Source organism: Streptomyces sp. MGP-P1, assembly GCF_057766565.1.
The window spans coordinates 2420146-2446506 of the sequence record NZ_JBYMEM010000007.1 but is presented as its reverse complement, the minus strand read 5'-3'; the positions used below and the strand labels follow the sequence as shown (position 1 = coordinate 2446506).

The following is a 26361-nucleotide window of genomic DNA, read 5'->3' as shown; positions in this document are numbered from 1 at the left end:
ATGAGTGCCCGTCACCACGCCGCCCGGCAGCGCCGCACGTTCATCGCCCGCGTCGCCCGCACCATGCACCGCGAACACGGCCAGGTCAGCCCCTCCGAGATCACCCACGTCGCCGCCGCCTGCGGCTGGAGGACCAACAACACCGAGGTCCGCCACGTCCTGGAGCGCCTGCGCCTCCACCGCTGACCACACCCACCCCAGCACCACACCACCGGAAGGACACCACCATGAGCGACCAGCCCACCCCGCAGGAGATCGGCACCCAGGCCCTGGCCAAGGCCGTCGGGCACGCCAACAGGGCCGACCGGCTCGCCAGCAGCAGCTTCACCAGTGCCTCGCAGAACGCCGAGCACATCGCGATCTACGGCGGACTCGCCACCGTCTACGCCGACATCGCCAAGGCCGCAGCCGCCCTCGCCGCCAACAACGTCTGACCAGGAAGGACACCCATGTACTCCTACACCCGATCCGAGAACCGCGAACGCTCCAAGCTGTTCCGGAAGGGCTTCCGCCAGGCCCTCGCCGACTGCGTCGACCCCGCGATCCGGCAGAAGATCGAGCGCATCGACCAGTCCGCCGCCGAGCGCGGGCAGCGGGAGCTCAACGCCCTGCACAACGTCCGCGAAGGGGACCAGCAGACCGTGGCACAGGCCAAGGCCGCCGTGCGCACCGCGAGCCGCCAGGACAAGGCCGCCGCCAAGCAGGCGCTGCGGGACGCCGAACAGCAGCTCAAGCGCAGCGAGCGGGCCGTGAACCGGGCCGAGAACCAGTAGCTCCACCACGGGGCGGCCGTCATCCGCCAAGACAGCCGGCCGCCCCGTGCCACCCGCCACTCAGCAGAGAGCAGGAGAGACCAGCATGACGGACACCATTCCGGGCCCGGTCAACGGGCACACCATCGAGAAGCTGCACCCCATCCCGCTCGAGGCCGTCGCACCCCAGCCGGCCGCCTCGGCACCCGAGGACGCCCCCGAGACCACCGCACCGGTCGCAGTCGACAACCCGAACCTGCCCTCACCTGGAGTGACGCAGGAAAAGCGGCGCCCAATCCTCGCCCCCTGGCTCAAGAGCGGGACCGACTTCCTCGCCACGACAAAGCACGCCGGGGCGAACGCCGGGTACGCCACCCTGTTCCACGGGGTGCGCCTTCCCGTCTACGCCTTGCGCCTCGGCCTCATGGCCCCCCGCGGTGCCTGCCGCTTCGTCGCCGACACCAACCGGTGGGTGTGGGACCGGGAAGCCGCCCCCCTCCGGGAAGCCGCCGTGCGGGCCGAGGACGCCGTCGAGTACATGACCTTGTCGAGGCTGCGCGCCAACCGGGTGCGGCTCCGCGGCCTGGTCACCATCGTCGCCGCCGTGTTCGGGGCCGGGTTCGCCCTGTGGCTGTACGTCATGGCCCCCGGCTTCCTCGCCGCGTTCGCCGCCGGCGGGGTGCTGCTGTGCGGGCTGGCCGGCCAGGAGAAGGACGCCCCGGTCATCGGCCCCGCGGTGCTGAAGACCGAGGTGCAGAAGATGACCGGCAGCATCGTGCTGCGCGGCCTCGACGCGATCGGGAACGCGAAGATTTCCGCCGCGATCAAGAAGGGCGGAGACATGAATGGCATGCGCTTCGTCTCCGAGATCGTCCGCGACGGGTCCGGATACCGGGCTGACCTCGACCTTCCCTACGGTGTGACCCCCGACGACATCATGGAAGCCCGCGGCCCCCTGGCGTCCGGGCTGCGCCGCAAGCTGGGCTGCGTGTGGCCCTCCCCTGATCCCGACGAGCACGAGGGACGCCTGGTCCTGTGGGTCGGCGACAAGCCGATGAACGAGACGACGAAGCCGGCGTGGCCGCTGCTGAAGGATGGGCAGGTCGACCTGTTCAAGCCGGTCGTGTTCGGCAACGACCAGCGGATGCGGGACATGGTCGTCACCCTGATGTTCGCCAGCGTCGTCATCGGGTCGATCCCCCGCATGGGCAAGACGTTCCTGCTGCGCCTGCTCCTCCTCATCGCCGCCCTCGATCCCCGTGCTGAGCTGCACGGATTCGACTTCAAGGGCACCGGAGACCTGGGACCGCTCGAGCCGGTGATGCACCGCTACCGGTCCGGTGAGGAGGACGACGACCTGCTGTACGTCCTGCACGCCATGCGGGAGCTGAAGGAAGAACTGCGGCGCCGCGCCAAGGTGATCCGCAACCTGCCGAAGTCCCGCTGCCCCGAGTCGAAGGTGACCCCGGAACTCGCCAACGACAAGAGCCTCGGCCTGCACCCGATCGTCATCGGCGCCGACGAGTGCCAGGTTCCCTTCGAGCACGAGAAGTACGGGGCCGAGCTCGAGTCCATCTGCACCGACATCACCAAGCGGGGGCCCGCCCTCGGCATGGTCGGCATGTTCGCCACTCAGCGCCCTGACGCCAAGTCCTTGCCGCCCGGCATCAGCGCCAACGCTGTCCTGCGGTTCTGCCTGAAGGTGATGAACCACCAGGCCAACGACATGGTGTTGGGTACCGGCGCGTACAAGGCGGGGATCCGGGCCACGATGTTCTCCCGCTCCGACCGGGGCATCTGCTGGATGGCCGGCGAAGGCGACGACCCGCAGATCGCCGCGTCCGCGTTCGTCGACGGCCCCGGAGCCGAGAAGGTTGTGGCCCGGGCCCGGCAGCTGCGCGAGGACTACGGCAACATCACCGGCCACGCCATCGGCCAGGGCCCCGAAGAGTCCGCGGGCATGGACGTCCTCGGCGATGTACTCGCGGTCATGGGCGCCGACGAGAAGACGGTGTGGTGCGAGCGGATCGCCGCCCGCCTGTCCGCAATGCGCCCTGACGCCTACACCGGCTGGAAGGCCGAGAACGTCACCAGCGCCCTCAAGCCGTGGGGTGTGAAGACGGACCAGGTGTGGGGGCAGACCGACGACGGCGAGGGCAAGAACCGGCGCGGCATCAAACGGGCCGATGTGGCCGCCGCGATCACCCGCCGCAACGCCGACCGGGCCGCCGCCTAACCCCGAGCAGGGCCGCTAGACCTAGCACCCCCACCCGCTAGGTCTAGCAGGCCCGCTAGCAGCCAAACGGGCCCCTGAGCAGGCATCTAACACCTAGCAGGGGCCCCGCCCAGCACCCTCATAGCCCCAGTTCCGGGAGGAGAAGCACCCCATGCTCATCGCTAGCCTCGCCCTGCTCGCCGCCGCCCTGTACTACGCCGCCCTGTGTGCTCTGCGGCCGTTCGCCCCGTGCCGCAAATGCCACGGCCTCGGCGCCATCGAGCGGTTCGGAAAGCCCCGCATGTGCCCCCGCTGCCACAACGGCAAGCTCCGGCTGCGCCTCGGCCGCCGCGCCTTCAACACGTGGCAGCGCACCCACCACTCCGGCTCCCGCCCCACCCCGACCCTGACGAAGGACTCCCGTTGAACATCGTCACCGAGCCCACCTCGTTGGACGAGCACCTCGACCGGCTGCTCGCCCTGGAGACCGCGGCGGACCACATCCACGGATGGCACCCCACGTTGATGCCGGGGATGCTCCAGACCGCCGACTACGCCCGCACCACCATCCGCGCCTCGGCGCCCGCCCTGCCCCCGCACGACGTCGAGGCCATCGCCGCCGCCAGGCTGACCCGCATCGACACCCTCGGCCAGGCCGCCGGCCGCCGCGCCCGCTTCGTCATCGCCGAAGACGTCCTCACGAAAGCCGTAGGCGGCCCTGTCGTCCACGCCGCACAGCTGGCCCACCTCCTCGGCCTGGTTGCCCTCCGTCCGTCCCTGGAGGTGCGCGTACTGCCCGCCAGTACCGACGCCCACGCCGGGCACGCAGGGGAGTTCACGATGTACAGCGCCGGGGGCCGCCGGTCGGTGTTCGTCGAGACGCTGATGGGCGGCACGATCATCGACCGAGTCGAAAGAACCCTTCTGTACGCCCACGCTTGGGATGATCTGCAGGGGCGGGCCGCATCTCCTGCGGCATCGCTGGAGATGATCGAGGCCGCGAGGAGCGCACTTGTACAGGCATGAGAACGGGCTGACCTGGCAGACGTCGTCGTACACGAACAGCGGCGCCTGCGTCGAGGTTGCCCGCCCGGCCGGCGAAGTCCTCGTCCGGGACAGCAAGCGGCGCACCGGGCCCCGCATCAGCCTCACCCCCGGCCCGTTCGCCGCCATGGTCGACTGGGCCAAGACCCATCAGGTGTAAACCCGACCGCAAGCACCGCAGGTCAGGGCGTTCCACGGTTTACATCAGGAAGCCCCCGCCACCGGCGGGGGCTTCCTCTTGCAAACGGTGTCCCTCAACTGCGTTGGGCGGAGACGGCTTGCCCCGCGTAGATCGCCCGAACGCGAGCCGACAGGGCGCCGTAAGCATTAGCCGTCACATCATGGAGGCCAACGACCTCCGTATCTGCATGGTCCGAATCCAGGATGCGATTGAAGGCGGCCGTGCACTCGTCGAGCATCCGCCCCGCTAGCACCCGCACATCGTCGTCGATGATGAACCCGATCTGTGCCGACAGGGCGGATTCCGCAACCTCAAATGCCCGCGCCGAGTCATTAAAGGCCTGCCTGTAGGCCTCGTTCCTCACGTCGCCGTGGGGGGCGTACTGCGCAGTAGCGTGAGCGAACTCGCCCACTGCTGAGCGCGTCCTGCGCAGCAGTTCGTTGCACTCCACCAAGTGGGCAAGCTCAAAGTCCTCGCGCCGCTGCTCGATTGCAGCGGTGTCGTCTGCCGCCCTGTCCGATCGTTGGCGCCGATAGTCCAGCCACCCCGTGAACTGCGTTGCGACTCCGCCGAGGAAGAACACCGCGACCGGCCACGCCATCATCCACTTGTCCATCGCGGCAGTGTACGAGTGCGCTCAGGTCGTATCGAGCGATCGGTTTGATCAAAGCGGACCCTGGGCCCTTCAGCCTCAGCTACGTTCCCACCAGCCGACATAGAAGGGGGCCTTGTGGCACCGGGAAGAATCGCCCGCACGAGGGCGTGGCTGAGACACACACCGAAGATAGTCCTCCGCTCGTCCGCGATCATGCTGGTCCTGGGCATCGTTCTGTTCACTTACGGCCTACTGGCCGACGAGCACGGCTGGTGGGAAGGCCACGAGTTCGCAACCAATCTCGCCTCCAGTGTCACGTCACTCTGCTTCGGCGTACCAGCCGCACTCCTGGTATTCAGCCATCTCGGCCAGGCTCAGGAGGAGGCGCGCGAGAAGGTCCAGGCGCGCACCCGGGCCATACAGGCGGCAGCCGAGTTCGAAGCGGTCCTTCTGGCGCCGTTCACTGCCGCAGACCTCGCTCAGCTAAAGACAGGCCTTCAGGAGCTTTCCCAGGCCCTGGAAGCGATAAGGGACCGCGGTCTAGACGCCGACGAGAAAAACCGACGCGCCGAGGTCTTCTTCAACAAGCTGCACGTCCTGCTGCCGAGCGTCGCGCTCGCGCGTCCGTATGAGGGCCTCCGAACTATGCAGCGGGACAAGGGTCAATGGGAGGTCATGCGCAAGTGGCAGACCCAGGTGCAGTCCCAGTCGCGCATCTTGGACGAGGAGGTACGTCCTCGTATCCTCGCGTCCGGCTCGGCGTGGCTGGCACCGAGCCAGGCGTCGGAAATCCTTCAGGCCGCAAGGTGGCTCTTCATGGAAGGTCGGAACCCCTGGAAACGGCCAGCGGCGCAAGACCCGCACGGCACTCCCTCTACCGCTGCAGCGGGACACTTCCTGGCTGACGTGACGGAACTTTGCTCCGGAGCGCTGGCGTTGAAGTCGCTCTCTCAGTAGCAGGTGGGCGCTCCAGAGCACACGAGAGGGCCCTTCGGCCTACGCGGGCTAGAGGGGTCTCGCATCACTGAATCTTCAGACAGCACCGTCCAGGGCTTTCTGGTAGATGTCGCGGAGCCGGCCCCGACGTCGCACCGGCCGATCCTGCTGCACCCCTCGCAGTCCGTGGTGTGCAGCAGGTACTTCCGATAGGCCACCTCGTGGGCCTGCTCGACGACGGGGACGAGGCCGCGCTGCTCCCTGCATGGGGCGCACGCGTACAGGCCGGCCCCGGGCCCCGAGTTCTGCTCGACGAGGTCGACCATGACAGCGGTCCCCGAGGGTCCTTTGTGCCAGTGGCACCAGCCGAAGGGCGCGGGGGCTGCGGTGTTCGATGGTGTGGTCATGGCCTGGACCGTAGGAGCGGCCGGTCGGGGCGGTCCCGGTGATTGCGCGAGATTGCGCGACCCCGGCCGAGTGTTGGGGCGGATTGCTCAGGACGGGGCAATCAGGTGCCGGGCGCGAGCGATGATCCGGTGCGCCCTCGCCCCGTATGCGGCGGCCTCGTTCAGCCCGTCCCATGTCCGCCCGTACAGGGCGAGGTCGTCGGCGGAGTCGAACGACAACTCGGTGTTGATCGTCTCGACGACGACACGGGACTCGTCGAAGATCCAGAACCCGTGTTTCGGGGTGAGGCGCATCGGAGCCCCGAGCGGCACAATGCCGAACTCGACGGTGCTCATCCCGATCAGCCCGACGAGCCGGTCCAGCTGCCCCGCCATCACCTCACGGGGGCACACCAGGGCATGCAGAGCCCCTTCCCACACCAGGACCCGGAACAGCTTGCCCGTCGCGTACAGCACTTCTTGGCGGCGCATGCGGGAGGCCACGGCAGCTTCGGTGTCCCGGGGCGTCTGGATCAGGTCGGCGTGCGCCATCAACAGGTGTCGGGCGTAGTCCGGGGTCTGGAACAGGCCGGGGATCACCGTCGCCTCGTAGCCGCGCAGGACGGTGGTCTGCCGGTACTCGACGACGTACCGGTCCTGCACCGGGGTGTGGCCCGCGGCGAGCTGCTTACGCCAGTGCCGTTGCCTGGACTCCAGGGCACGCAGCCGGCCGAGGAGATCCGCCGCCGCTTCCGGGCGCCCGCAGGCGGCTGCCCACGCCTGGAGGTCTTCGGGGGTGGCGGTCTGCCGGCCGTTCTGGAGCCGGGACACCTTCGACGGCTGCCAGCCGAGCAGCTGGGCAAAGGCGCGGCCGTTGAGCCCGGCCCCGGTGCGCAGCTCGTTCAACCGCGCACCGAGGGCTTCCCTCGCACTCTGCAAGTCGGTACTCACACCGACGAACGTACCTGCGCCCACACCACGGAGGACGGGGTGGCGAGCGGCCAGGCGGTGTCCCGCGCCCGGCACGCGGCCAGGACCGCCGACGGGTCCTCGATCAGCTCGACGCCGATCGTGGTGTCGGTGTCGTCGATGTGCATCCGGGCGAGGATGCGGGAGTCGAACAGCCAGAAGTCATAGTCGGGCAGTTCCACGGACTGGGCGACGACGCGGCTGAGTACCCGGATGTCCTCGCCGGCGGACACGTTGCTGGATGCGGTCGCCATGAGGAACCGCTGCCCGTCGGTGGGCGGGTCGTCGACGATCCGGACACGGGAGAAGTGGGCCCCCTGTGCAGCCTTCTCCCGCACGTTCGTGTTCCAGGGGTTGCCCGGCACCGGTGGCGGGTCGATACCTCGCATGAACGCCTTGTACCGGTCGCCTTCCCGGTCGGTGGTGTACCCGCGTCGGGTCTCCAGGCGGAACGCGGCATGCTCGAACTCGGTGAACAGGTGGGTGATCTCCTCGAAAGGGACCAGCGGCACGGCTACTCCTTGGGGGCGAAGCGGGTCAGGAGCTCACGGGGGATGACAACGAACGTCTCGTGTTCCCCGACGTCCCGCAGCTGCGCCAGGTCGTCAGGGTTGGTGAGCTGGTCGCCCTGGACGACGATGTCGCCGGTCTCGACGACCTCGTACAGGGTGGGGCAGTTGCCGCCTTCGGAGGTGGTGCCGATGAACCTGAGCGTCACAACAGGGCTCCGTTCTCGCAGGTGAGGCACCAGCATGCAGGCGCCGAGCCTGCCCCGGGGGCTGGTTGCGCAAGATTGCGCGCGAGGGCGGGAGGCCGAGGATCGTTCAGCGTATCCAGAGGGAGCGAACCTGCTTGCTCCAGCCGGTGTCGAGCAACGCGACGTGAGCGACGGACGTCAACAGGTAGGCCCAGTAGAGGTAGCGGAACACTTCGCGCCACAGGGTGCCGCCAGCGCGAATGTTGACGTCGGCGAGCGCCATGGCAAAGAGGGCCGTGCTGAGAGTCGTGTAGATGGCGACGGTGCGCCAGCCGACTACTCGCCGGGTCCAGGCGACGGCGAAGGGGATGGGCGCGAGCACTGCAAGAGAGATCAGGGGCACCGCCGCCCACGCCCAACGTTGCCAGGGTTGTGGGTACATGGGGCGCCGGAGTCTGATGGTTGTGTGTAGGCGAGGCGCAGTTCTCATGCGGGCAGCATCCCGGCCGCCACCTGACCTACTGGTCGGTTCAAGGAAACTGCGGCGACTGGAGCAGTGCGTCACCTACGCCCCTTGTTGCCCTGGTACAGAGGCGACGACCACGGACGGCGGGGCAGGGGCCGGTTGCGGTCCGGCGACCATGGCTTGCACCAGTGCGGACAGGATCTCGCCGCGCTGCTCCTGTGAGAGGTCTCCGTCGGCGACGAGGCGTTCGGCGGCGAGGTAGCGGGAGAGTTCGAGGGGCTGGTCGAAGTAGGACCGGAGGTGGGTGGCTGCGGATTCCTGGGAGCGGATGAAGGTTTTGGCGACGTATCCGGCGAGGGCAGCCGATACGGCGCCGAGACCGCCGGCAACGATCGCCACGGCGGTGGTGCTGGCCCATAGGGCAATGCCTGCGAAGAGGATCAGCAGGAGGAACCCGGCACCCATAGCTATCTGAGCGTTCCGGAAAGAGGTCTTGGCCTGGCCGGTGGCGATCTGGTGGTAGAGGTCGAGGCGGGCGTGGGTGGCTTCCCAGAGTTCAGGGAGGCCAAGGGTGCCGCCCAGTCGTCCGGCTTCGCGGTTTGCCGCTTGACGTCGGCGTCGCTGCGCTGCCTGTTCAGGGTGCCCTGGGGTGTCGTCTTCGCTATACGTGGGATCTACGCCAAGGGAACGGCGATCGATGTGGCCGCGGCGGATGGCTTCCGCCAGTGCGCTTTCCGCGCGCGTTAGGCGCTGCCGGCTTTCACTGACGGCTGCCCTCTCGTTCTGAGTCATCCCCTTCAGTGCAGAGATCGTCAGCCAGAGCATGGGGACTGATAGCAATAGGAGCGACGAAAGCGCCCATACGGGCCAGTCTTTGCCCTCGGGCCCCCATTGAGCGAGTCCGGCGAATGAGGCAGAGAGGATCATGGCTCCACTCACCATGATGGTGAGCAGGCGCCGCAGGGACGGCTGACGACTGCGCGATTCAGGGTCGATCTGTGGCGGCATGGATCAAGAGGATGCCGGGCGGGCGTCGGGGCGTCCACCGGTTCCGGTGAACAGCTAGGTCAGGATGCGGTCGCAGCCGACCACTCGGCGGGTCGGGGCTCCGCTGCATCTACAGGACCGGCGGCACAAACCGAGCCTCTCGCCCGCGAATACCTACGATTCAAAGGCACGTCAAGCTTGATGCGATGGAATCGCAGGCTCGGGCATGACGAAGGGGTACTCACTGGGTGAGTACCCCTTGTCGTACCGGCGGGCCGAAGGTGGTCGGCGCCGGCCCTGATGCCAACGCCGGACCCGCCAGGCGCCGAGCCTACCGAGAGCGCTTCCAGCGCTCCGGGGCCACGTCTCGCTTCTCCAGGAAGCGGCGCATGGCCTTCGAGAGAGGGCCGCGGATTCGGAACTCAGCCCCGTATGCCGCTTCAAGGTCATCCCAGGCAATGCCCGCTAGGCCCTTGCCTCGTTCGAACGGGTGGATCCAGATCCAGTCAAGTACGCGAGTTTCTTTGACGAAGCTCAAGCCTGCCGCACCAGCTGCGACAGGGAACGTGGCACAAAGGTTTTGCGTGTCAAAGAGAACCACCTCCGCTTCGTTGGGCTCGCCCCCGTAGTGGCGGGGTTCCGCCTCGAAGGGCGGGAAGTCAAAACCCATCTCACGGTAGAAGCACTTACCAAAGATTTCGACCGTCCGCCGCAGTTCCATGTCCTCCGTGGCAGGAATCAGAACATGGCCCGACTTAGGCTTATCCGTATACAGAAGCGGGATCATCTCGATCCGGTACCGACTACCTACACCGTCGATCCCTGGCCACCAATCGTCATGCTCCTGACGGCGTTGCGCCATAACTTCCCTACGAATAGCGGCTGGAAGCTCGTTCATCGTCATCCCGGCATTATCGCTCACTTGCCGAGCTATAGCCCCATGACAGGGTTGTCCTCCCACGGGTCACCCTCGTCGAAGTAACGGGCGAGAGATGTTGAGTTGTCGGCCCAGCCGCCTTGCCGGGCAACGTGGATCAGGGGCGCTCCGCCCTGTTGTGCGGCGGTGGCGAACCCGCGGCGCAGCGAGTGGCCGCGCCACCGGCCTTCGAAGCCTGCGGCGTCGGCCAGGCGCTCGACGACATCGGAGGCGGCGTCCGGGGTGAGTCGGCCGGCGGGGTCGCCGATGGGTTTCCCTTTCCGCTGCATGGGTGGGGCGATGCGGCCGTGTCGGTCGATCCGCACGAACAGCGGGCCCTCGGTGCGCCCCGCCTCACGCATGGCCGTGATGAGGGCGCGGAGGGCCCGCACCGGACAGGTGGTCGGGTTCTTGCCGTAGGGGATGGCCGAGTCGGTGAACTTCTTCATCTTCACCCGGTAGATCGACACCATGTATCCCTCGTCGCACTCGACGGGCTCGCTGATGTCGATGCCGACAAGCTCTGAGGAGCGGGTGGCTGCGGCGTACCCGAGGAGCAGCATGGCGGCATCACGCTTACCGATGAGGGTGTCCCGGTCGAGGGTGGCCAACATCTGCCGAAGGGCGGGCGGCAGGGCGGCCTTCGCCTGCTGCTGCTTCCCGCCGGGCTTCTTGTCGATGGCCAGCTGATGCTTGTATCCGGCGATGACGGTGCGGGCCCCCTTCGTCTCCGGCTTCGGCAAGTCCAGCTCGGCGTGCATGGTCGTGATCGCAGACAGCATCCGCTCAAGGGAGCTCGGCGCCGACGGCCTGCCCGTGCGGGGGCGGGGGGTGAGCGTCAGGTGGGTGACGTACTCGATCAGTAGATCCTGCGTCGCGGGCAACGGCTGCTCGCCACGGTCGGCGCACCAGGCGATGAACGCCTCGCGGTCCTCCCGGTACGCCTTGCGTGTGGAGTCGGCCCGGCCGGCGGCGAGCGCGGCCCGCGCTTCGTCCGACAACTGCCGGACAGCGGGCGCGAACGAGTGCTCGCGCCTCTCGATGTCGGTCATGAACTCCCCCTCGGGATGGACCCGTTCTGAGTACAGAGAATAAAGATTATCTGGAGTCATAACGCGATGTCCTAGGAAACACCCGAATCGGGTTGCGGAACCCCGTGACCGCAACCCAGTCTGTGCCGATGCACCCCATTGAATGGATGAGGACCGACGAAGCCCTCGATGTCCATCTCGGCAAGATGGTCCGCCAGGCGTCGACGTTGGAGTACTTCCTTGAGCAGACCGCCAAGGCGCTCAGCGGTAGCCCCAACGGCGCCCTCCTCATAAGCGGGGAACCGGTCGGTCGCGTCATCACCGTGTGCAGGAAGCTGATCTTGGCCCGCGAGGACGTCAGCGACGAGTGGCACGCCAGATTCAAGGACACCCTTGACGACTGCGGCAAGGCATTCGAGCGACGCAATCAGTACGTGCACGGCTCCGTCAGTTGGCAGGGCCCGAACGGCCAGCCTGGGACTTCACGCAGTAGACGATTCAAGCTTGAGCCCGAGTTCGTCCCCCTTGACCTGTCGGATCTCACCGCCCTGACCAGAGAGCTCGGCCGCCTCACCTTCCGGGCTGGATCCTGCTTTGTAGCAGTCCTGGAGGGATTCCCCGAGCACTTGGCCGAGGACCACACCGACGACGACTGATCTCAAATTTTCACTGACTGTTGAATTTAGAGCCTGCTGGCGCCCGGCCACCTGATGAGGGGCCGGGCGCCTGTACGTCCAGGGTCACGCCGCGGTGGGCTTGAACCCCTCACGGGCCTTGAGACGGGCGAGATGCTGCTCCGCAGACGTCACCGCCGGAACCTCGACCTCGGTCGGCTCCGCGTCGCCTGCCGCCCGTGCGGCGTGCCGCTCCGCACTCGTCGGCTTCCTCGTCCTGGGCTTCTGCGTCATGACGTTCCTCCCTCGATGATGGCGGCCTCCTCGATGGCGGCCTTGGCCTTGGCCTCGGCAATGAGCCCCTTCGCTTCCCGCCGCTTCACCCTGATCTCCTCGGCGGTCAGCGGATCATGGACGTCGAGGGTGTACGGGTCCACGCCGGGCTCCTGCCGCCCGGTACGGATGCGGGCTGCCCACATCATGGCCCGCAGCTCCACGTCCTGCTTGAGCGCCTTCACGGGCCAGGTGCGCCCCATGTTGCAGTCCTGTCCGTGGAACCGGCACTCGGCCGCGTCGAGGGCCTGCGCCGGGACTTTGTCCGCGAGGGCGGCGAGCCGGCCGCGAAGGCTGCGCCCGCTCATGCCGCACTCTGGGTGTTGTCCTGCACTGCTGCCTCCAGGGCGGTGATGCGCTCGTCGAGTTCGACGTGTTCGCTGATGGACGGGAGGGCCGACAGGAGGACGCTGGCGGCCCGTATGCGGATGTTGGGGCTGTCGTCGGTGAGGGCGGCGTGGAGGCAGGTGATGGCGTCGCGGGCTGCTGCTCCGAGGGCGTTGACGGCTTCTCCGAGGAGAGTGGCGCGGGCGGTCCGCACGTCGGCTTCGAAGGTGGGGTCTTCGCGCCACCGGCGGATGGTGCGCCCGGAGACACCGATGGCTTCGCCGACCTTGTCGGTGGTGACACCGCGGGCCAGGAGAACCGCGGCTTTCGCTTTTTGGTCCAGGTCGCTAACGGACATCGTTGGTCATCTCCTCGTGGTTCAGTGCCGCCAGGCCGGGCCCGTGCGGTGGCCCGGCAGGTGGGGTCAGGCGTCGAGGGCGGGTACGGGGGTGAGGGTGTCGAGGTCGCTCTGGAGGCAGAGCAGTTGGGCGACGGTCTTGTTCTTGGTGCGGCGGTCGATGCCGATGCGGGCGGGGTCGTTGGCTGCGGTGTCGTGCAGGTGGGCGTGGGTGCCGAGGAGCTGGATGGCGGCCTTGGCGTCTTCGAGGGCGCGTTCCAGCTTCCGGGCGGCGTAGGTGTAGGCCTCCTTGTGGTGCTGCTGGTTGGCTTCGGCGGTGGCGAACGAGGTGTCGACGAGGTGGTTGTACGCGTCGGTGAGGTCAGTGCCGGCCTTGTCGATGGCGGTGCGGTCGGTCTTCTTGGTGAAGGTCTTGCGGTAGGTCTCGTCGGCGGTGAGCGTCTGGTTGAGGGCTTCGAGGATGCGGGGCGGGAGGGTGTTGCGGTCGGTGGGGAGTTCGATGTGGTGGGGGGACTGCTGGGGCGGGGTGATCTGGATGCCTTCGCCGTTGAACGACATGGTGGTTCTCCTTGTTCAGGCTGCGGATGCGGCGGGGGTTGCGTTGTTGAGCTGGCCGGCGAGGTGCCGGAGTTTTTGGGCGTGCCGGGCGGCGAGGCCGCGGTCGCGGGCGGCTTTCAGTTCGGCGCGCCGCCGTTTGTCGTTGGCGATCTTCCGGCGGGCGGCGTCTATGCGCTCCTGAACCCGGTCGTCGACGTTCACTGCGCCTCCGGCTCGTCGGTGGGCGGGAGGTGCTTGGCGATGCACTCGTCCATGAACTGGGCGAGTTCGAGTTCACCGACGAGGAGCATGGAATCGCGGAGCCGTTCCATGCCGGCGCGGTCGATGAGGAGGTCGGCTTTCCCTTCGGCGTTGATGTAGGTGGTGACGGGGATGTTCAGCCGGGCGCAGATGGCTTTCATCGAGACGGCGCTGAAGGGGTCGTCGTCTTCGGCTGCCTGTTCTGTCATGGCGGTCCTTCCGTGGTTCTCTGGTGGGTGGCCGCCCCCGAGTCCCGCGGGGGCGGCCGTGGTGCGGGTTAGGCGCTGATCGGTGCGGGGCTGACGTCCGTGATGCGGTCGGTACGCCACAGGACGATCTGAGCGGTGCCGTGGCCGTACCAGCCGGTCCCGAACGCCACCCGTAGGCGGTCGTCGGAGTCGAGGCACTGCCGGATCTCGACGTTCTCCTCGTTGTAGTTGGTCGAGTAGGGGGCGCTCGTCAGTGCCGCGGGGCGGCCGTCCTTGAGCCAGCCGTTGGCGTGGTCGAGCCACACGTAGTCGAGGCCGCCGTTGTTGCGGCAGGCGCCGTCGGGGCATCGTCGGCTGGTGGTGCGCAGCAGCCAGAGCTGGCAGCAGCCGACGGAGGTGTAGCGCAGGCCGTGGTATTCGGCCCATTCCACGATGGCCTTCTGAGCGGTTTCGGCGCGGGCGGTGGCTTCGGCCAGGCGCTCGCTGCTGAGTCCGCTGCGGCGAGGGTGGGGTGTGCTGAGTCCGTAGGGCCAGCTGATTGCGCCTTCGGTGGTCCCGAATATGGCGGCGGCTCGGTTGTCGAGGTCTGTGGGCATGAGCGTCTCCTAGGTGGTGGCGGGGCGGTCGGGGGCGCTGACCTCACCGCGGCTGAGGGCGAGCCAGCAGGGCCGGTTGTCGCTGCCGTCCGTATGGACGTAGCGGCCGAGTTCCCGGGTGTAGGTGGCGGGCAGCTGGCAGGCCGGGCAGAGGTCCTTGGTGGTGATCTCGGGCAATCCCTGGCTGGCTTCGGCGATGCCGACCCAGCGGTGCCCCTGGTGCTCGACGATTTGCTTAGCGATGGCGTTGGTGACCGCTTCCTCATGGGTGGTGAGCCACTGGCCGAGAGCAGCTTTCGCGGCGTCCTCGATGGCGTCGCGGGTAGTGACCTCGTGGTTCCACAGCCAGTGGTCGAAGGCTTCGCCAACACCGTTCTTGGCGGCGTCTTCGTTCTTGCTCATGTGGGCTCCTTGCTGGGCCGGGCCGGCTGGACGAGGCGGTGTTGGTGGTATTCGCCGTCGGGGTCGTCGGCGAAGGCGTTGGTGAGGTTGTGGGCCAGCTGTCGGGTGAACTCGTCAAGGTCGTTCCAGAGGTCAGTCCAGCCGTCGGCGTGCGGGTAGGTCTTCTCCAGCCAGGCTTCGAGGGCCCGGCCGCAGCGTCCCTTGTGGGCGACGTAGATCGGCGACTGACGGTGGGGGCCCGGTTTACCCTCGTCGGCGACGGTGGTGCACCAAGTGACGATGCCCTGGTCGACGACCTGCTTGCGGCAGGCGTCGCAGATGAAAGCGGGGCAGTTCATAGCCTCCGGGGGTCCGGAGCGGGCGACGTATTCGATCACTGGTTCCTCCTGGTGTGGGTGGGGTGTCGATGTTGTCCGGGTGCGGGTGTCCGCGCTACGGGTTCGACGGATGTTGCGGTTAGCGGATGGGGCGGCCGTCGCGCTGGTGTTGGACGACGTCGACGTAGGCGTGCAGCAGCTCTTTGAGGCTCTTGGCCTGCTGGTCGGGGTCGAGGAGCTGCCACGCCTTCACGCCGATGACGATGGGCAGCTGGTCGGGGTCCTGCGCTTCGGCCTGGATGACGGCCCGGTACATGGGCGATAGGCCGAGGTCGAGGTCGACGATGTCCTCGAACGTGGTGGCCGGCTGTTCCTGTCGCAGCTGGCCGGTGGCGGCCCCGTGGGTCAGGGCGGCGCCGAGGTCTTCGGTTTGGTCGGCGGGGATGGCGGTGTTGCTGAGCTCTTGGCCGTCGCGGTAGAGGGTGAGGAAGGCGCATCCGTCGTTGTCGAAGAGGGCGACGTGCTTGTCGGCGGTGTCGTAGGTGGTGCCGTCGACGGTGATGCGTGCGCCGTCGAAGTGGGGTGCAGTGGTCACGAGGTCTCCTTGAGGTGCTGGTGCATGTGGCGGGCGTTGTCGACGTCGGCTTGCGTGGGGGCGACGTACAGGACGTGGGGGGCGTCGAGTTCGGCGATGGGGTGGCCGGCGCGAAGGTGGGCGAGGCTGCGGGCGATGTACCCGATCGGGCCGAACACTTCGGCTTCGGTGAGGTCGTTGGTGGTCAAGGGCTTCTCCGAACTTCGGAACGGGCGCTGGGGACCTTCCAGCCGCATGGGCCCCTCACCTTCCGCACCTTCTGCCTGACCTGCGGTTTTGGTGCCTCACCTTCCCCCCCCACTACCCCTCCGGTTCTCCCCACCTTCAAATCGAGCGGTTAGAAGGTGGGGAGAAGATGAGGGGAAGGCGGGGGGAAGGTGAGGGGTACATATCCGCAGGTCAGAGAGAAGATGGGGAAGATGCGGAACGCGTACCTAGGGAGGGGGGTCGTCGGCAGACGCGTAGTCGGGCAGCTGCCAGAGCCAGGAGGCGTCTTTCACTCCCTTCGGCTTGACGCTTTTGATCTTGAGTTTCTTCTTTGCGTCACGGAGGGCGTTTGGGGTGATGCCCGCCTTGGTGGCGGCGGTCTGAACCTCCTTCGGTAGCGCTTCCCCGGCCCGGTCGCCTTGGGTCAGGTAGTCCTCCAGCCACTCGACGGCTTCGGTGCGCTCCGTCTTGTCCAGGCCGATGGACGCTTCGTCGCGCATGATGTTGCGGACGGAGGTGTCCGTCTCTGTCCCGAGGGTGAACTTCGAGACGTAGGAGGGTCCTTCGTCGGTCTGCACCGTGACGGGCTGGATGACGTACTCGTGAGAGGGCAGGCCGAGGCGCCCTAGGTTGTTCTTCTCCAGGGACATGACGAACTTGTCGTCGGTGCCGCCCTCTCCTTCATCGCGTGCGAAGGCAATTAGGCCGCGGATGAGCTGGCCGAAGGCCCCGGACCCGGCGACCCGTGAGAGCGGGTCTGTGCCGCCGGCTTTGGTGAAGTGGGCCAGGCCGAGGATGGTGAAGTGGTGCCGGTCCGCCGCTGCGACGAGCGGTTCGAGGGCGGCCCGAACCTCGGATGCCTTGTAGTCGTTGATGCCCTTGTCGATGTACGACAGCAGCGGGTCCATCACCAGCAGAGCAACGCTCCGCTCCTCTGCCTCCCGGGCCAGCAGGGACGTATCCACGGGCAGGGTGAGACGGGCGTGGGCGATCTCCTCGTCCTTCACCGCCACGTGAAAGACAAGGTCGAGGTCGGCTCCGGCTGCGACCAGCCGCGGTGCAATCGTGTACGTCCACGAGTCCTCGGCAGCCGCGTAGATCACTGGTCGCGGCTTGGCCCAGAGCTCGCCGGGCAGGGTGCCCGTTGTGATGCGGGCGGTCAGCCATACCGCGAACTGAGACTTGCCGAGGCCTGGCCCGCCCGCCGCGAGGACGAGCGAGTACATGGGGATTCGCCCGTGTGAGGTCGGCGGAGCGCCCTCGGGGGTTGTGTCCCACAGCCAGCGAACGGGCTTGATCTTGATCAGAGATGCGGGCCTCAGCAGCAGAGAGCGCCGTGGCCCAGCATCCTCAGTCGTACCCGTCGCCCCATTTGGTACCCCGGTCGCCGCCGGCTGGAAGGGGTGGCCCATGCGTCCGTCCCGGTGCGACCCTTCCACGTTGTCGCAGGGGCGGCCGTTCACCATCCGTGTGCAGTATTGGGTGGCTTCGTATTGCGTGGTCAAGCCGCCATCTCCTGCATATAGGTGAGGTACCGGCCGGGCTGTCCAGGGACGGCTATGGGGGGCCAGCCCGGAGTTGCCCGAAGTACGTGGGAGGGCTTCGGCTTCGCGGCTTCGTCTAGCTCGGCCTGCGTGCGCCCGACCCAGATGGGGGGCCGGGGAGCGGAGGCTTCCTGAAGCCACTGCGTGACGTCGGTGCCGTACTTGCGCCACTTCTCGGCGGCATCGAGGGCGGCGGCAAGTCGGCGGGGGTCGTCGGGGCCGAGCTGCCGCCACTCCGGGGTGGCGTAGTCGGGGAAGTCCTTGGCGAAGAAGAGGGACTTGGCGCTTGCCCAGAGACCGACCACGTCTCCGGGTTCGATCTGCTCGGCCAGCTCGATCAGCAGTTCGCTGGGCCCTACCTCTTTGCCATCAGGCTCCGGGGTGCATTCCGTCTGGCAGTCCTCGGGGTCGCGGTGCCCACAGTCCAGCGGTGGCAGGCGGTAGGCGGCTTGACGGCGACGACGTAGCTGTTCTGGGGTGCTAGTGGTCGTACTCACGTGGTGGTCCGATCGCGAGTGCAAGACGGTGCGGGTACTTGGAGGGCGTCTCGCTAACGGGGTGAGGGGTGCCCGGCCCCGGAGGGCCGGGCGGGGCGCGTCAGGCGCTGGGGACGGCGGAGAGGACGGCCCTGGAGCCGTGGACCCGGTCGTTGTAGCCGTCCTCGGGGACGGTGAAGGAGCGTCCGGCGATGCGCAGCAGGTTGTGCGTGATGGCTTTGGTCTCCGCGTTGGTGAACTTGGAGGGGCTGCGCTCCAGCTGGTGGGCGAGGGCGAGCCACGCTTCGTCGGTGCCGGTGGTCCGGAGGTAGGCGGCCCCGCAGTTGGCGTGCCACCAGGCGTGGAAAATCTTCGTGATGTCCTGGCCGGCGGTGGGCACCTTGTCGCATCCGGGGCAGAGGCTGCCGGTTCCTACGGTGTTGATGGTGGTGCCGTTGCCGAGCTCGACGGGTCCGCCGGGGATGGGTCCGGTGGACTCGGAGAGGGCGAGACGGATCTGTGTCATCCTGGTTCCTGTCTGGTTGTTGTGCGCCTGTCTGGTGGACGGTGGCGCGCGATGGTGATGGCCCTGGGGTGGCGACCCCGGGGCCGCTGTCGTTTTGCGGACTAGGCCGCTTCGAGGAGCCGGATCAGGTCCGCCGTGACGATCCGGTGGCGCGCTCCGAAGGAGAGGGTCCGGACGGGGGATTCGCCGCGCTTGATGAGCACGAGCAGGTGGCTCCTGCTGATCCCGAGGGCGTTGGCGGCGTCGGGAACGCCGATGGTGGCGGGCCAGTCGCGGATGTCTGCAAGCGTCGGCTTGTCGGGAGTAGCCATCAGGCAGCCACCTGTCGCTCGCTCATGAAGGCAAGGACATCGGCCCTGAGGTACCGAACGCGTCCAGCCCTCCCGGCGGAGATTTTCGTGTACCGCGGCCCCCTGCCCGCCGCTCGCCAGTTCGCGAGCGTCTGCGGCGCCACCTTCACCAAGGCACTGGTCTCAGGGGCTGTGAGCCAGTCGTCGGGCTTCCCAGCGTCATTCTGTGGCATGAGAACTCCAAGGTGCACAGCACAATTGCCGTTGTTGGCGAACTGATTCGCCATTGTGTGGAGTATAAAGCAGTAGCTTGCATGATGTCCATGGTGTGCAGGAGAATCCACATCATGGCTTCCAATGCAGTGATTAGCGGCCCCACCGCCGCACGCGTGGCAGAGAACATCAGGGGGTTCCGCCAGGCGCGGCGCATGGACCAGAAGGGCATGTCCGAAGCACTCGGCGAACTGGGACGCCCGATGCTGCCGACTGTTGTGAGCAAGATCGAGCGGCAGGAGCGGCGCATCGACGTTGACGATCTAGTTGCGTTCGCCCTGGTCCTTGACGTCTCGCCGGTGGCGCTCCTTCTACCGCAAGCCTGGGACGACGAGCCGGTCGAGCTGACGCCCAACTTCACCCTCGGCACCCGTACTGCGTGGCTATGGGCCGAGGGGCGAGCGCCGGCCAATGACTGGGGCACTACTGCTGAGGGGGCAGACCTGGACGACCAGAAGGAGCGTGAGTACTTCGAGCAACGAGAGCGATACGAGTCGTTGACTCACCCGGCGGAGCGCCGGCGTGCCGCCCGCCACCCCGCGAACACCGCTTCCGAGGCGGTGACCACGATGGTGGCTCGGCTCGTTCGTGCCATTGAGGGCGGCGACAAGGCCGCAGTAAAGCGGCAGTTGGCCGTCACGAAGAACCGACTTACTCGACTCCAGAGTGAGGTCGAGCAGATCGAGTTGGAGCTGGGCGACTAGCAGTCGGACACGACGAAGGGCGGGATCATGGCCGATCCGATCAAGAAGATCACGTTGAGGGACGGGACGGTCAGATACCGCTTCGTCATCGACGTGGGCCGGTCCGGGCAGCGCAAGCAGCTGACCGTGACGTCGGACACGAGCACGGAGGCGAAGAATGAGCTGGCCCGCCTGCGCCACGAACGGCGCACGGGCCAGCTCATTTTGCCGTCCAAGATGACCGTGTCGCAGCTCCTCGACACGTACATGAAGTCGAAGGCCGACGACCTCGAAGAGTCGACCCTTACCGGGTACCGGAACGCCCTCGTGCACGTCCACGAGTACCTCGGTCACTTCCGGGTCCAGGAACTGGAGGAGGAGCACGTCGAGTCGATGGTGGCCTGGCTGCTGGTCGCAGCACGCCGCCGCGGCGGCGAGGCCGGCACGGGCCTGCGAACGACAACGGCTGACGGGGTGCTGGGGCGCCTGCGTGCCGCCCTGCGGCTGGCCGTCAGGCGCCGCCTGGTGGCCCGGAACGTCGCCGAGTACGTCACCATCCCCCGGAAGGCCCGGAAGGCCGACAGGCGTGACAACCGGCGCGAGGAGCCGTGGGTCGTCACGGAGGTTCAGCAGTTCGTCGTCGGGATCCGTGACGACCGCTGCTTCGCCGCGCTCCTGCTCGGGCTGATGGGGCTGCGGCCGGCAGAGGTGGCCGGGCTGCGTTGGGCGGACATCGACCTGGAGGCGGGGACGCTGGTCGTCGCGAACACCCGGACGATGGTCGGCAACGCCCGCACGCTGGAGAAGGACACGAAGACGGAGACCGGCGAGAGGACGCTGCCGCTCCCCCACCCGGTGACCCGGGCCCTGGTGTCCGCCCAGATGACGCAGGAGGTCGAGCAGCTGTCGCTGGGCGACTACTACCAGCGGTCCGGCTACGTGTGGGTGGATCATCTGGGCTTGCCGATGGACACCCGGCAGCTGCGTGAGCACGCGTACAGCCTGATGGCGAGGCTGGGGCTGCGGAAGGTGCGTCTGTACGACGCCCGGCACTCCTGCCTGACGTTCCTTGCGATGAACGGTGTGCCCGACACGATCCTCGCGGCGTGGGCGGGGCACACGAACGCGAGCTTCACCAAGCGCATCTATGTGCACCCGACGGCCGCCGACATGCGGGTTGCGTCGGCCCAGCTGGAGACCCTGCTGGGCTTCGAGGACGGGCCAACTCAGCCCGCCGTGTGAGAGATTGTGAGATTTCGGCTCTCACGCTGAGAGCGAAACCGCGTCTGACCTGTTGCTTCCCTTGGATCACTAGGCCATAGTCCCCATCATAACCTTCTGTACGTCCTGTACATTTTTTACGGACGGGCAGACGGATGGCCAGCTCCAGGAGAGAGGCACCGCCATGATCCGCCCCGCCGCCCGCCACGTACTGCCAGAGTTCACCGAGCGCACCGCGACCGGAACCCGGACGCTGGACCCGTACTCCAAGCTGCTGTCCGAGCGGATCGTCTTCCTCGGGAGCCCGATCGACGACATCGCCGCGAGCGACCTCATCGCCCAGTTCATGTATCTGGAGCACGCCGATCCCGACCGGCCCCTGTCGCTCTACATCAACTCCCCCGGCGGCACGTTCCAGGCGATGGCGGCGGTCTACGACACCATGCGGTTTCTGACCTGCGAGGTGGAGACCTTCTGTCTGGGGCAGGCCGGCTCCTACGCGGCGGCCCTGCTGGCGGCCGGGGCGAAGGGGCGCCGACATGCGCTGCCCGGCGCGCGGGTAGTCATTCAGCAGCCCGCCATGGAGGAACCGATGCGGGGCCAGCCGTCCGACCTGGAGATCCACGCGCGCGAACTGGTGCGCACCCGCGAGATGTTCGCGGCCATGCTGGTCCGGGACACGGGCCGGACCGCGGAGCAGATCACCGCCGACATCGAGCGCGACACCATCCTCGACGCCAAAGCCGCCCTCGCCCACGGGCTGGTCGACCACGTCGTGGAGAACCGCTGACTCTCCCGGCCGCCGTACGACGCGAGGTGAAACGCCGATGGAGCCACCCGAGTTCCCGCCCCTGCCCGCACTGACCCGGGCCGAGGGCGAGTTCGTCGACTGCTATCTGGCCGTGCTCGACCAGGTGGGCCGGATCAACCCGGCCCGTGGCAGCGACACCTACAGCGCGCTGCGGGCCGCCCAGGCCCTGGCCTCGCGGGCGGCCGCGCTGCGCGACGCCCTGGCCCTGATGCACGAGCGCGGCGAGTCGCGGATCCACGCCGCCACCCTGGCGCGGGCCCTGCGCGTCCTGGACGGGGAGCGCCGGGCGGGCCGGGTCGCGATGGAGCCGCCCGTGAACTGACCGGCCCCGCGCACGGGGAGCGCGCTACGGGAGCGGGCCGGTCGGCCCCGGGCACGACACGCCCGGTCCCGGGACCGATTCGTCTCGCTCGTTCGGCGTAGACGATCACCCGCCCGAGCGACGGCTCAACTTGCGTTCGGCGCGCGGTCCGTACTCGAAATGCGCCCTTTCGTCGCTGGTACGAGGGTGTGCGCCCGGCTCGCGGGCGAGCGCGAATCCGACCTGTCCACTCGAATGGATCAGTGGTGAGGAGACTCACAAACCGCTGTTTCGGCTCGGAAATCCGGCACCGGGTGAGTCAAGATCCCTGGGACGACAAGCCCCCGCCACCGCGGCGGGGCGGTCCGGGCGGACGCCGAGTCCTGCCGCCGCCCGGATGACTGGTCGACAGGAGTGGATCGGCAGGAGTGGAGGACCCGAGCACAACGGGCCGCCCGGGAGACCGGGAAGCCCTCGGGGTGAAGCCGCGAGAGCGGCCGGGCAACTTCGCCAGCCCGAACCCGACAGGTCATCCTTCACAGGCGGCTGACGAAGGGTTGCGCATGTCTGCGCAGGTTCATGTCCCGTCTCTGTTCGCCCGGGTCGGTACGGCCTCGGTACTCACCCTGGCCGTGACGTCCTCGATGCTGGCGCCCGGTCTGGTGAGCGATGCCGAGGCCGCCACCCACGCGACGAAGGCCCTGAAGGTCGCCGCGTCGAAGAAGGGGGCCCCCTACAAGTACGGAGCGGCCGGTCCCAGCCGCTTCGACTGTTCGGGGCTGACGGTCTATTCGTTCAAGAAGGCCGGCAAGAAGCTTCCCCGCACGGCACAGCAGCAGTACAACAAGACCCGCCACATCGGGAAGTCGCAGCGCAAACGCGGCGACCTCGTCTTCTTCCATTCGGGGCGCAGCGTCTACCACGTGGGCATCTACGCCGGGGCCGGGAAGATCTGGCACTCCCCCAAATCGGGGGACGTGGTGAGACTGGCCAAGATCTGGTCCAAGAGCGTCTGGTACGGGCGGGTCCGCTGACCCACCGACCGGACGCTCTTGCGGTGCGGGCGGCCGGGCCCGTCCTCGGGGCCGCCCGCGACGTCCACCGCGCCCTCAGCGCAGCAGGGGGCCGGTGACCAGCGCCAGCCCCAGACCGGTGAGCGCCACACCGCTGCCGCCCTCGATGGCGCGGGCGGTACGCGGGCGGCGCAGCCACCGGCCCAGCCGGTCCACGAGCAGGGCGACGGCCGGGAACCAGATCAGTGCCAGCACGACCACCAGGGCCGCGAGCAGCAGGGTCCTGGGCAGCGGCGGCTGACCGTGGGGCACGAACTGCGGCAACAGGCTGAGGAAGAGGACCGGGGCCTTCGGGTTGAGCGCGTTGGTCAGAAACCCCTGGCGCAGCGCGCGTCCGAACTCCCCGGTCACGGGCCGCCCCGGCTCGTCCTCCCGCGTACCGGAGGGTGGGCCGGAGCTGTCCTGCGAGGGTCGGCGGCGGATCGCGTACAGCGCGCTGATCCCGAGGTAGAGCACGTACGCGCCGCCGAGCAACTGCACGGTACGGAAGAGCACCGGCATGGTCACCAGCACCGCGGCGAGTCCGGCGACCGCGAGCGCGGTGTGCACCAGCAGCCCTCCCGCGACGCCGAACGCGGTGGCCAGGCCCGCGGTGCGCGAGCCCAGGGCGTTGCGTACGACGACGGTGAAGTCGGCGCCGGGCAGCGCGACCATCCCGGCGGCGACCCCGGTGAAGGCGATCAGTTGTGCGTCCATGGGTCCACCTTGGACCGGCGGAGCCTTTAGCGTGTACTTGCAATCTTCTGGGTCTGCCTAAAGGAACGCTTTCATGTACGACCCCACACGGCTCGCGGCACTCGTGGCGGTCGCGGAGGCCGGATCGATCACCCGGGCCGCCGCCCGCCTCGGCTACACCGCGCCCGCGCTCTCCCAGCAGCTGGCCAAACTGGAGCGGGAGGCGGGGGCTGCGCTGCTGGTGCGCCACCACCGCGGGGCGCGGCTGACGGCGGCGGGTGAGCTGTTGGCGGGCCGGGCCCGGCGGGTCCTGGACGAGCTGGAGCAGGCGCGGCACGAGCTCGCCCAGCTGGCCGGGCTCTCGGGCGGCAGGCTGCGGGTGGGGACGTTCACGACGGCCGGGATCCATCTGCTGCCGCCGGTGCTGAGCGCGTTCCGGCGGGCCCATCCGGAGGTCGAGCTGGCCGTCGCCGAATACGAACCGCCGGGCGGCATCGCCGCGGTCGTCGCGGGCGAGGTGGATCTCGCCCTGACCCACGCCTACGAACCGGCGGCGGCCGAGCCCCCGTCGGCGGGCGTTCTCGTCGAACCCCTGCTGGTCGAGGAACTGGTGCTGGTCGCCTCGGTGGGCCACCGGCTCTCGGAGGGCACCGGTCGGCTGCCGGTCGGCGAGCTGGCGGGGCGGCCGCTGATCAGCAGCGCGCCCACCCACCCGCCCCGGCGCGGGGTCGAGAACGCGCTCGCCGAGGCCGGGGCGACTCCGGCCGTGGTCTGTGAGTCGCCCGGGTACGCGCTGGTGTGCGCGCTGGTCAGCGCGGGGCTCGGGGTGGCGGTGGTGCCGGAGATGGTCGCCTCGATGTCCTCGGCCCCGCTGTCGGTCCGGCGGCTGGAGCCCGCCTCGTTCCGCCGGACCATCTCGGTCGTGCACCGGGGCGACCGGTCGACCGCGGCGGCGGCGACGCTGCTCGCGCTGCTGCGCAGCGGCTTCGGCCGCGGGAGCACGGTCCCCGCGCGATGAGCCTCACCGGGTCAGCCCCTGGATCGGGACGACCCAGGGGAGGGCGATCCAGACCGTCTTGCCGCCCTCGGCGGTCGGGGTCACCTGGAGCCGCCCGCCGCGCTCCTTGGCCAGTGCCCGGATGATGACCATGCCCCGGCCGTTGTCCTGCCGTACGGCGGCGGGCAGCCGTTGGGGCCAGCGGGGGTGACTGTCCGTGACGCCGAGGTACAGCTCCTCGTCGCGTTCGAGGCGCAGGTCCACGGTGAAGGTGGGCGACTGGCCGAACGTGTGCTGCACGGCGTTGGTGGCCAGCTCCGAGACGATCAGCCGGATGGTGTCGGCGAACTCCGTGTCGTCGGGCAGGCCCCATTGGGCCAGGGTCCTGGCGACATGTCTGCGGGCCGATGAGACCGAGACCGGATCGGTCGGCAGCGTGACGGTTGCTTCCTGATGGTCTGCCATGGCGACGCCGTCCCTTTCCCGCCCTGGCCGACCGGCGGCCTGCCAGGATTGTGCTTCGCGCCAGATTGCCATTGATGCAGCTCCCTGTAACGGCGTTCGGCCAAGATATGCATATATCTGTCGCTCGAAGCGGTGAATTCGGGACCCGTACGGTGTGGGCGGGCGGCACACTGACCTCTCTGCGGGCCCGCCCCGGTGACGGGCCGGCCCTTCCCGAAACAGCAGAAGGAGACCGGCATGCTGCACGGCCCCGTCGTCCGACGCCGCAAGCTCGGTGAGGAGCTGCGGAGTCTGCGCCACGCCTCCGGGCTGACCAGCCGGGACGCTGCGCGACTGCTCGGCTGGCACCAGTCGAAGGTGAGCCGCATCGAGACGGGCGCGAGCGGGGTGGCGCCCGCCGACGTGTCACGGCTGCTGGACGTCTACGCGGTGCGCGACACCCAGTTGCGCTCCCTGCTCGAAGTCCTCGCGGGGTCGGCGGGCGGCGGCGGTTCGGGCTGGTGGCATGCCTACCGGGGGCTGATCCCGCCGCAGTACCGGGACTTCATCAGCCTGGAGTCGCAGGCCAGTACGGTCCGGACGTTGGAGACCTCGGTGGTGCCGGGGCTGCTCCAGACCGCCGGATACGCACGTGCCGTGACCCGCGCCTCGCTGGACGGCTTACCCGACGGCCGGCTCGACTCGCTGGTCGAGGTCCGGTTGACCCGCCAGCGGGTGCTGCGCGCGAGTCCGCCGCTGCGTTTCACCGCCGTGCTGGACGAGGCGGTGCTCCACCGCGAGGTGGGCGGGCCGGAGGTGATGAGGGACCAGCTGCATCACCTGACCCAGGTTGCCCAACTACCGCATGTGCAACTGCAGTTGCTCCCCTTCTCGGTCGGCGGATACGTCGGGCTCACCGGGCCTTTCGTTATTTTCTCTTTTCCGAACAATTCTGATCTGGATGTAGTCGTTCTTGACCACTTGACGAGTAGCCTCTACCTGGAGCGGAAAGAAGACCTCGACGCGTACAGCTCGGCCTTCCGTTCCTTGCAGGCACACGCGCTGTCACCAGAACGCTCGCTGGACCTCATCACCGAGATCAGACGCAGCTAAGGG

42 protein-coding genes are annotated in these 26361 nt (G+C 68.2%); 16 read left to right on the top strand and 26 right to left on the bottom strand.

What is annotated here, in order from left to right:
* The 7 genes from AC3CH1_RS32570 to AC3CH1_RS32540 all read left to right on the top strand — a co-directional run bounded on the left by AC3CH1_RS32570 (nucleotide 1) and on the right by AC3CH1_RS32540 (nucleotide 4171).
* Nucleotides 1-186 carry a hypothetical protein gene (locus AC3CH1_RS32570; protein WP_488466148.1) on the top strand — a complete coding sequence of 62 codons (186 nt, stop codon included), beginning with the start codon at nucleotides 1-3 and terminating at the stop codon, nucleotides 184-186.
* A 41-nt stretch (nucleotides 187-227) separates the two neighbouring features.
* The gene (locus AC3CH1_RS32565) at nucleotides 228-434 is read left to right on the top strand and encodes a hypothetical protein (protein ID WP_488466147.1); all 207 of its coding nucleotides are present in this window, start codon (nucleotides 228-230) and stop codon (nucleotides 432-434) included.
* A 15-nt stretch (nucleotides 435-449) separates the two neighbouring features.
* Entirely contained in the window at nucleotides 450-773 is a 324-nt protein-coding gene (locus AC3CH1_RS32560; protein ID WP_488466146.1) for a hypothetical protein, read from the top strand.
* Nucleotides 774-858: 85 nt separating this feature from the next.
* Nucleotides 859-2988 carry a cell division protein FtsK gene (locus AC3CH1_RS32555; protein WP_488466145.1) on the top strand — a complete coding sequence of 710 codons (2130 nt, stop codon included), beginning with the start codon at nucleotides 859-861 and terminating at the stop codon, nucleotides 2986-2988.
* Nucleotides 2989-3139: 151 nt separating this feature from the next.
* The gene (locus tag AC3CH1_RS32550; RefSeq protein WP_488466144.1) at nucleotides 3140-3394 is read left to right on the top strand and encodes a hypothetical protein; all 255 of its coding nucleotides are present in this window, start codon (nucleotides 3140-3142) and stop codon (nucleotides 3392-3394) included.
* Nucleotides 3391-3993, top strand: coding sequence for a DUF5753 domain-containing protein (locus tag AC3CH1_RS32545; protein WP_488466143.1), 603 nt, complete (start codon nucleotides 3391-3393; stop codon nucleotides 3991-3993). The genes AC3CH1_RS32550 and AC3CH1_RS32545 overlap by 4 nt, the downstream gene beginning before the upstream one ends.
* Entirely contained in the window at nucleotides 3980-4171 is a 192-nt protein-coding gene (locus AC3CH1_RS32540) for a DUF397 domain-containing protein (RefSeq protein ID WP_488466142.1), read from the top strand. The genes AC3CH1_RS32545 and AC3CH1_RS32540 overlap by 14 nt, the downstream gene beginning before the upstream one ends.
* Before the next feature lie 94 nt (nucleotides 4172-4265).
* Here AC3CH1_RS32540 and AC3CH1_RS32535 read toward each other — a convergent pair whose 3' ends face one another.
* Nucleotides 4266-4808 (bottom strand): hypothetical protein, encoded by a 543-nt coding sequence (locus AC3CH1_RS32535; RefSeq protein WP_488466141.1) that lies wholly within the window; start codon nucleotides 4806-4808, stop codon nucleotides 4266-4268.
* Between the two features lie 192 nt (nucleotides 4809-5000).
* Between AC3CH1_RS32535 and AC3CH1_RS32530 the strand changes: the two genes are divergently transcribed.
* Nucleotides 5001-5744: a hypothetical protein gene (locus AC3CH1_RS32530; protein WP_488466140.1), complete on the top strand. Its 744-nt coding sequence runs from the start codon at nucleotides 5001-5003 to the stop codon at nucleotides 5742-5744.
* A gap of 473 nt (nucleotides 5745-6217) precedes the next feature.
* Here AC3CH1_RS32530 and AC3CH1_RS32525 read toward each other — a convergent pair whose 3' ends face one another.
* The 7 genes from AC3CH1_RS32525 to AC3CH1_RS32495 all read right to left on the bottom strand — a co-directional run bounded on the left by AC3CH1_RS32525 (nucleotide 6218) and on the right by AC3CH1_RS32495 (nucleotide 11196).
* Nucleotides 6218-7060 carry a helix-turn-helix domain-containing protein gene (locus AC3CH1_RS32525; protein WP_488466139.1) on the bottom strand — a complete coding sequence of 281 codons (843 nt, stop codon included), beginning with the start codon at nucleotides 7058-7060 and terminating at the stop codon, nucleotides 6218-6220.
* On the bottom strand, nucleotides 7057-7590 hold the full coding sequence (locus AC3CH1_RS32520; RefSeq protein ID WP_488466138.1) for a DUF6879 family protein: 534 nt from the start codon (nucleotides 7588-7590) through the stop codon (nucleotides 7057-7059). Before AC3CH1_RS32520 ends, AC3CH1_RS32525 begins: the two co-directional genes overlap by 4 nt.
* A gap of 2 nt (nucleotides 7591-7592) precedes the next feature.
* A complete protein-coding gene (locus AC3CH1_RS32515) occupies nucleotides 7593-7796 on the bottom strand; it encodes a hypothetical protein (protein WP_488466137.1) in 204 nt (67 codons plus the stop codon).
* Nucleotides 7797-7902: 106 nt separating this feature from the next.
* Nucleotides 7903-8157: a hypothetical protein gene (locus AC3CH1_RS32510; RefSeq protein WP_488466136.1), complete on the bottom strand. Its 255-nt coding sequence runs from the start codon at nucleotides 8155-8157 to the stop codon at nucleotides 7903-7905.
* Between the two features lie 183 nt (nucleotides 8158-8340).
* Nucleotides 8341-9249 (bottom strand): hypothetical protein, encoded by a 909-nt coding sequence (locus tag AC3CH1_RS32505; protein ID WP_488466135.1) that lies wholly within the window; start codon nucleotides 9247-9249, stop codon nucleotides 8341-8343.
* Nucleotides 9250-9559: 310 nt separating this feature from the next.
* Complete coding sequence (locus AC3CH1_RS32500) at nucleotides 9560-10132, bottom strand: hypothetical protein (RefSeq protein ID WP_488466134.1); 573 nt, start codon at nucleotides 10130-10132, stop codon at nucleotides 9560-9562.
* Between the two features lie 26 nt (nucleotides 10133-10158).
* Nucleotides 10159-11196, bottom strand: a complete 1038-nt coding sequence (locus tag AC3CH1_RS32495; protein WP_488466133.1) for a site-specific integrase — start codon at nucleotides 11194-11196, stop codon at nucleotides 10159-10161.
* A gap of 146 nt (nucleotides 11197-11342) precedes the next feature.
* Between AC3CH1_RS32495 and AC3CH1_RS32490 the strand changes: the two genes are divergently transcribed.
* The gene (locus AC3CH1_RS32490) at nucleotides 11343-11831 is read left to right on the top strand and encodes a hypothetical protein (protein WP_488466132.1); all 489 of its coding nucleotides are present in this window, start codon (nucleotides 11343-11345) and stop codon (nucleotides 11829-11831) included.
* An 84-nt stretch (nucleotides 11832-11915) separates the two neighbouring features.
* Here AC3CH1_RS32490 and AC3CH1_RS32485 read toward each other — a convergent pair whose 3' ends face one another.
* From AC3CH1_RS32485 to AC3CH1_RS32410, 16 genes are all read right to left on the bottom strand, one after another.
* Nucleotides 11916-12083, bottom strand: a complete 168-nt coding sequence (locus tag AC3CH1_RS32485) for a hypothetical protein (protein ID WP_488466131.1) — start codon at nucleotides 12081-12083, stop codon at nucleotides 11916-11918.
* Nucleotides 12080-12430 (bottom strand): hypothetical protein, encoded by a 351-nt coding sequence (locus AC3CH1_RS32480; RefSeq protein WP_488466130.1) that lies wholly within the window; start codon nucleotides 12428-12430, stop codon nucleotides 12080-12082. The genes AC3CH1_RS32485 and AC3CH1_RS32480 overlap by 4 nt, the downstream gene beginning before the upstream one ends.
* On the bottom strand, nucleotides 12427-12807 hold the full coding sequence (locus tag AC3CH1_RS32475) for a helix-turn-helix domain-containing protein (protein WP_488466129.1): 381 nt from the start codon (nucleotides 12805-12807) through the stop codon (nucleotides 12427-12429). The genes AC3CH1_RS32480 and AC3CH1_RS32475 overlap by 4 nt, the downstream gene beginning before the upstream one ends.
* A 66-nt stretch (nucleotides 12808-12873) precedes the next feature.
* The gene (locus tag AC3CH1_RS32470) at nucleotides 12874-13365 is read right to left on the bottom strand and encodes a hypothetical protein (RefSeq protein WP_488466128.1); all 492 of its coding nucleotides are present in this window, start codon (nucleotides 13363-13365) and stop codon (nucleotides 12874-12876) included.
* 15 nt (nucleotides 13366-13380) lie between these two features.
* The gene (locus AC3CH1_RS32465; protein ID WP_488466127.1) at nucleotides 13381-13566 is read right to left on the bottom strand and encodes a hypothetical protein; all 186 of its coding nucleotides are present in this window, start codon (nucleotides 13564-13566) and stop codon (nucleotides 13381-13383) included.
* On the bottom strand, nucleotides 13563-13814 hold the full coding sequence (locus AC3CH1_RS32460) for a hypothetical protein (RefSeq protein WP_488466126.1): 252 nt from the start codon (nucleotides 13812-13814) through the stop codon (nucleotides 13563-13565). Before AC3CH1_RS32460 ends, AC3CH1_RS32465 begins: the two co-directional genes overlap by 4 nt.
* 68 nt (nucleotides 13815-13882) lie before the next feature.
* Nucleotides 13883-14410: a hypothetical protein gene (locus AC3CH1_RS32455; RefSeq protein WP_488466125.1), complete on the bottom strand. Its 528-nt coding sequence runs from the start codon at nucleotides 14408-14410 to the stop codon at nucleotides 13883-13885.
* A 9-nt stretch (nucleotides 14411-14419) separates the two neighbouring features.
* Nucleotides 14420-14812 (bottom strand): hypothetical protein, encoded by a 393-nt coding sequence (locus AC3CH1_RS32450; protein ID WP_488466124.1) that lies wholly within the window; start codon nucleotides 14810-14812, stop codon nucleotides 14420-14422.
* A complete protein-coding gene (locus tag AC3CH1_RS32445) occupies nucleotides 14809-15189 on the bottom strand; it encodes a hypothetical protein (protein ID WP_488466123.1) in 381 nt (126 codons plus the stop codon). The genes AC3CH1_RS32450 and AC3CH1_RS32445 overlap by 4 nt, the downstream gene beginning before the upstream one ends.
* A 79-nt stretch (nucleotides 15190-15268) precedes the next feature.
* Nucleotides 15269-15724, bottom strand: a complete 456-nt coding sequence (locus tag AC3CH1_RS32440; RefSeq protein ID WP_488466122.1) for a hypothetical protein — start codon at nucleotides 15722-15724, stop codon at nucleotides 15269-15271.
* Nucleotides 15721-15912, bottom strand: coding sequence for a hypothetical protein (locus AC3CH1_RS32435; RefSeq protein WP_488466121.1), 192 nt, complete (start codon nucleotides 15910-15912; stop codon nucleotides 15721-15723). Before AC3CH1_RS32435 ends, AC3CH1_RS32440 begins: the two co-directional genes overlap by 4 nt.
* A 246-nt stretch (nucleotides 15913-16158) precedes the next feature.
* Nucleotides 16159-17343, bottom strand: coding sequence for an AAA family ATPase (locus tag AC3CH1_RS32430; protein ID WP_488466789.1), 1185 nt, complete (start codon nucleotides 17341-17343; stop codon nucleotides 16159-16161).
* Between the two features lie 89 nt (nucleotides 17344-17432).
* The gene (locus AC3CH1_RS32425; protein ID WP_488466120.1) at nucleotides 17433-17972 is read right to left on the bottom strand and encodes a DUF2742 domain-containing protein; all 540 of its coding nucleotides are present in this window, start codon (nucleotides 17970-17972) and stop codon (nucleotides 17433-17435) included.
* A 100-nt stretch (nucleotides 17973-18072) separates the two neighbouring features.
* Nucleotides 18073-18477, bottom strand: coding sequence for a hypothetical protein (locus AC3CH1_RS32420; RefSeq protein WP_488466119.1), 405 nt, complete (start codon nucleotides 18475-18477; stop codon nucleotides 18073-18075).
* A 101-nt stretch (nucleotides 18478-18578) separates the two neighbouring features.
* The gene (locus AC3CH1_RS32415; protein ID WP_488466118.1) at nucleotides 18579-18788 is read right to left on the bottom strand and encodes a DNA-binding protein; all 210 of its coding nucleotides are present in this window, start codon (nucleotides 18786-18788) and stop codon (nucleotides 18579-18581) included.
* A complete protein-coding gene (locus AC3CH1_RS32410) occupies nucleotides 18788-19054 on the bottom strand; it encodes a helix-turn-helix transcriptional regulator (RefSeq protein ID WP_488466117.1) in 267 nt (88 codons plus the stop codon). Before AC3CH1_RS32410 ends, AC3CH1_RS32415 begins: the two co-directional genes overlap by 1 nt.
* 60 nt (nucleotides 19055-19114) lie before the next feature.
* On the opposite strand from AC3CH1_RS32410, the gene AC3CH1_RS32405 reads away from it, so the two are divergent.
* The 5 genes from AC3CH1_RS32405 (at nucleotide 19115) to AC3CH1_RS32385 (ending at nucleotide 23090) form a co-directional block, all read left to right on the top strand.
* On the top strand, nucleotides 19115-19744 hold the full coding sequence (locus tag AC3CH1_RS32405) for a helix-turn-helix domain-containing protein (RefSeq protein ID WP_488466116.1): 630 nt from the start codon (nucleotides 19115-19117) through the stop codon (nucleotides 19742-19744).
* Nucleotides 19745-19771: 27 nt separating this feature from the next.
* Entirely contained in the window at nucleotides 19772-20965 is a 1194-nt protein-coding gene (locus tag AC3CH1_RS32400) for a site-specific integrase (protein WP_488466115.1), read from the top strand.
* 163 nt (nucleotides 20966-21128) lie between these two features.
* Entirely contained in the window at nucleotides 21129-21734 is a 606-nt protein-coding gene (locus AC3CH1_RS32395; protein WP_488466114.1) for an ATP-dependent Clp protease proteolytic subunit, read from the top strand.
* A 37-nt stretch (nucleotides 21735-21771) separates the two neighbouring features.
* On the top strand, nucleotides 21772-22077 hold the full coding sequence (locus AC3CH1_RS32390; RefSeq protein WP_018957895.1) for a hypothetical protein: 306 nt from the start codon (nucleotides 21772-21774) through the stop codon (nucleotides 22075-22077).
* Nucleotides 22078-22619: 542 nt separating this feature from the next.
* Nucleotides 22620-23090 (top strand): C40 family peptidase, encoded by a 471-nt coding sequence (locus AC3CH1_RS32385; RefSeq protein ID WP_361880225.1) that lies wholly within the window; start codon nucleotides 22620-22622, stop codon nucleotides 23088-23090.
* A gap of 75 nt (nucleotides 23091-23165) precedes the next feature.
* Here the strand turns inward: AC3CH1_RS32385 and AC3CH1_RS32380 are convergent, their stop codons facing one another.
* A complete protein-coding gene (locus tag AC3CH1_RS32380) occupies nucleotides 23166-23825 on the bottom strand; it encodes a LysE family translocator (RefSeq protein ID WP_488466113.1) in 660 nt (219 codons plus the stop codon).
* Between the two features lie 73 nt (nucleotides 23826-23898).
* On the opposite strand from AC3CH1_RS32380, the gene AC3CH1_RS32375 reads away from it, so the two are divergent.
* The gene (locus tag AC3CH1_RS32375) at nucleotides 23899-24822 is read left to right on the top strand and encodes a LysR family transcriptional regulator (protein WP_488466112.1); all 924 of its coding nucleotides are present in this window, start codon (nucleotides 23899-23901) and stop codon (nucleotides 24820-24822) included.
* Nucleotides 24823-24825: 3 nt separating this feature from the next.
* Here the strand turns inward: AC3CH1_RS32375 and AC3CH1_RS32370 are convergent, their stop codons facing one another.
* Nucleotides 24826-25266: an ATP-binding protein gene (locus AC3CH1_RS32370; protein ID WP_488466111.1), complete on the bottom strand. Its 441-nt coding sequence runs from the start codon at nucleotides 25264-25266 to the stop codon at nucleotides 24826-24828.
* A gap of 237 nt (nucleotides 25267-25503) precedes the next feature.
* Between AC3CH1_RS32370 and AC3CH1_RS32365 the strand changes: the two genes are divergently transcribed.
* The gene (locus tag AC3CH1_RS32365; protein ID WP_488466110.1) at nucleotides 25504-26358 is read left to right on the top strand and encodes a helix-turn-helix domain-containing protein; all 855 of its coding nucleotides are present in this window, start codon (nucleotides 25504-25506) and stop codon (nucleotides 26356-26358) included.
* Nucleotides 26359-26361: the final 3 nt, after the last annotated feature.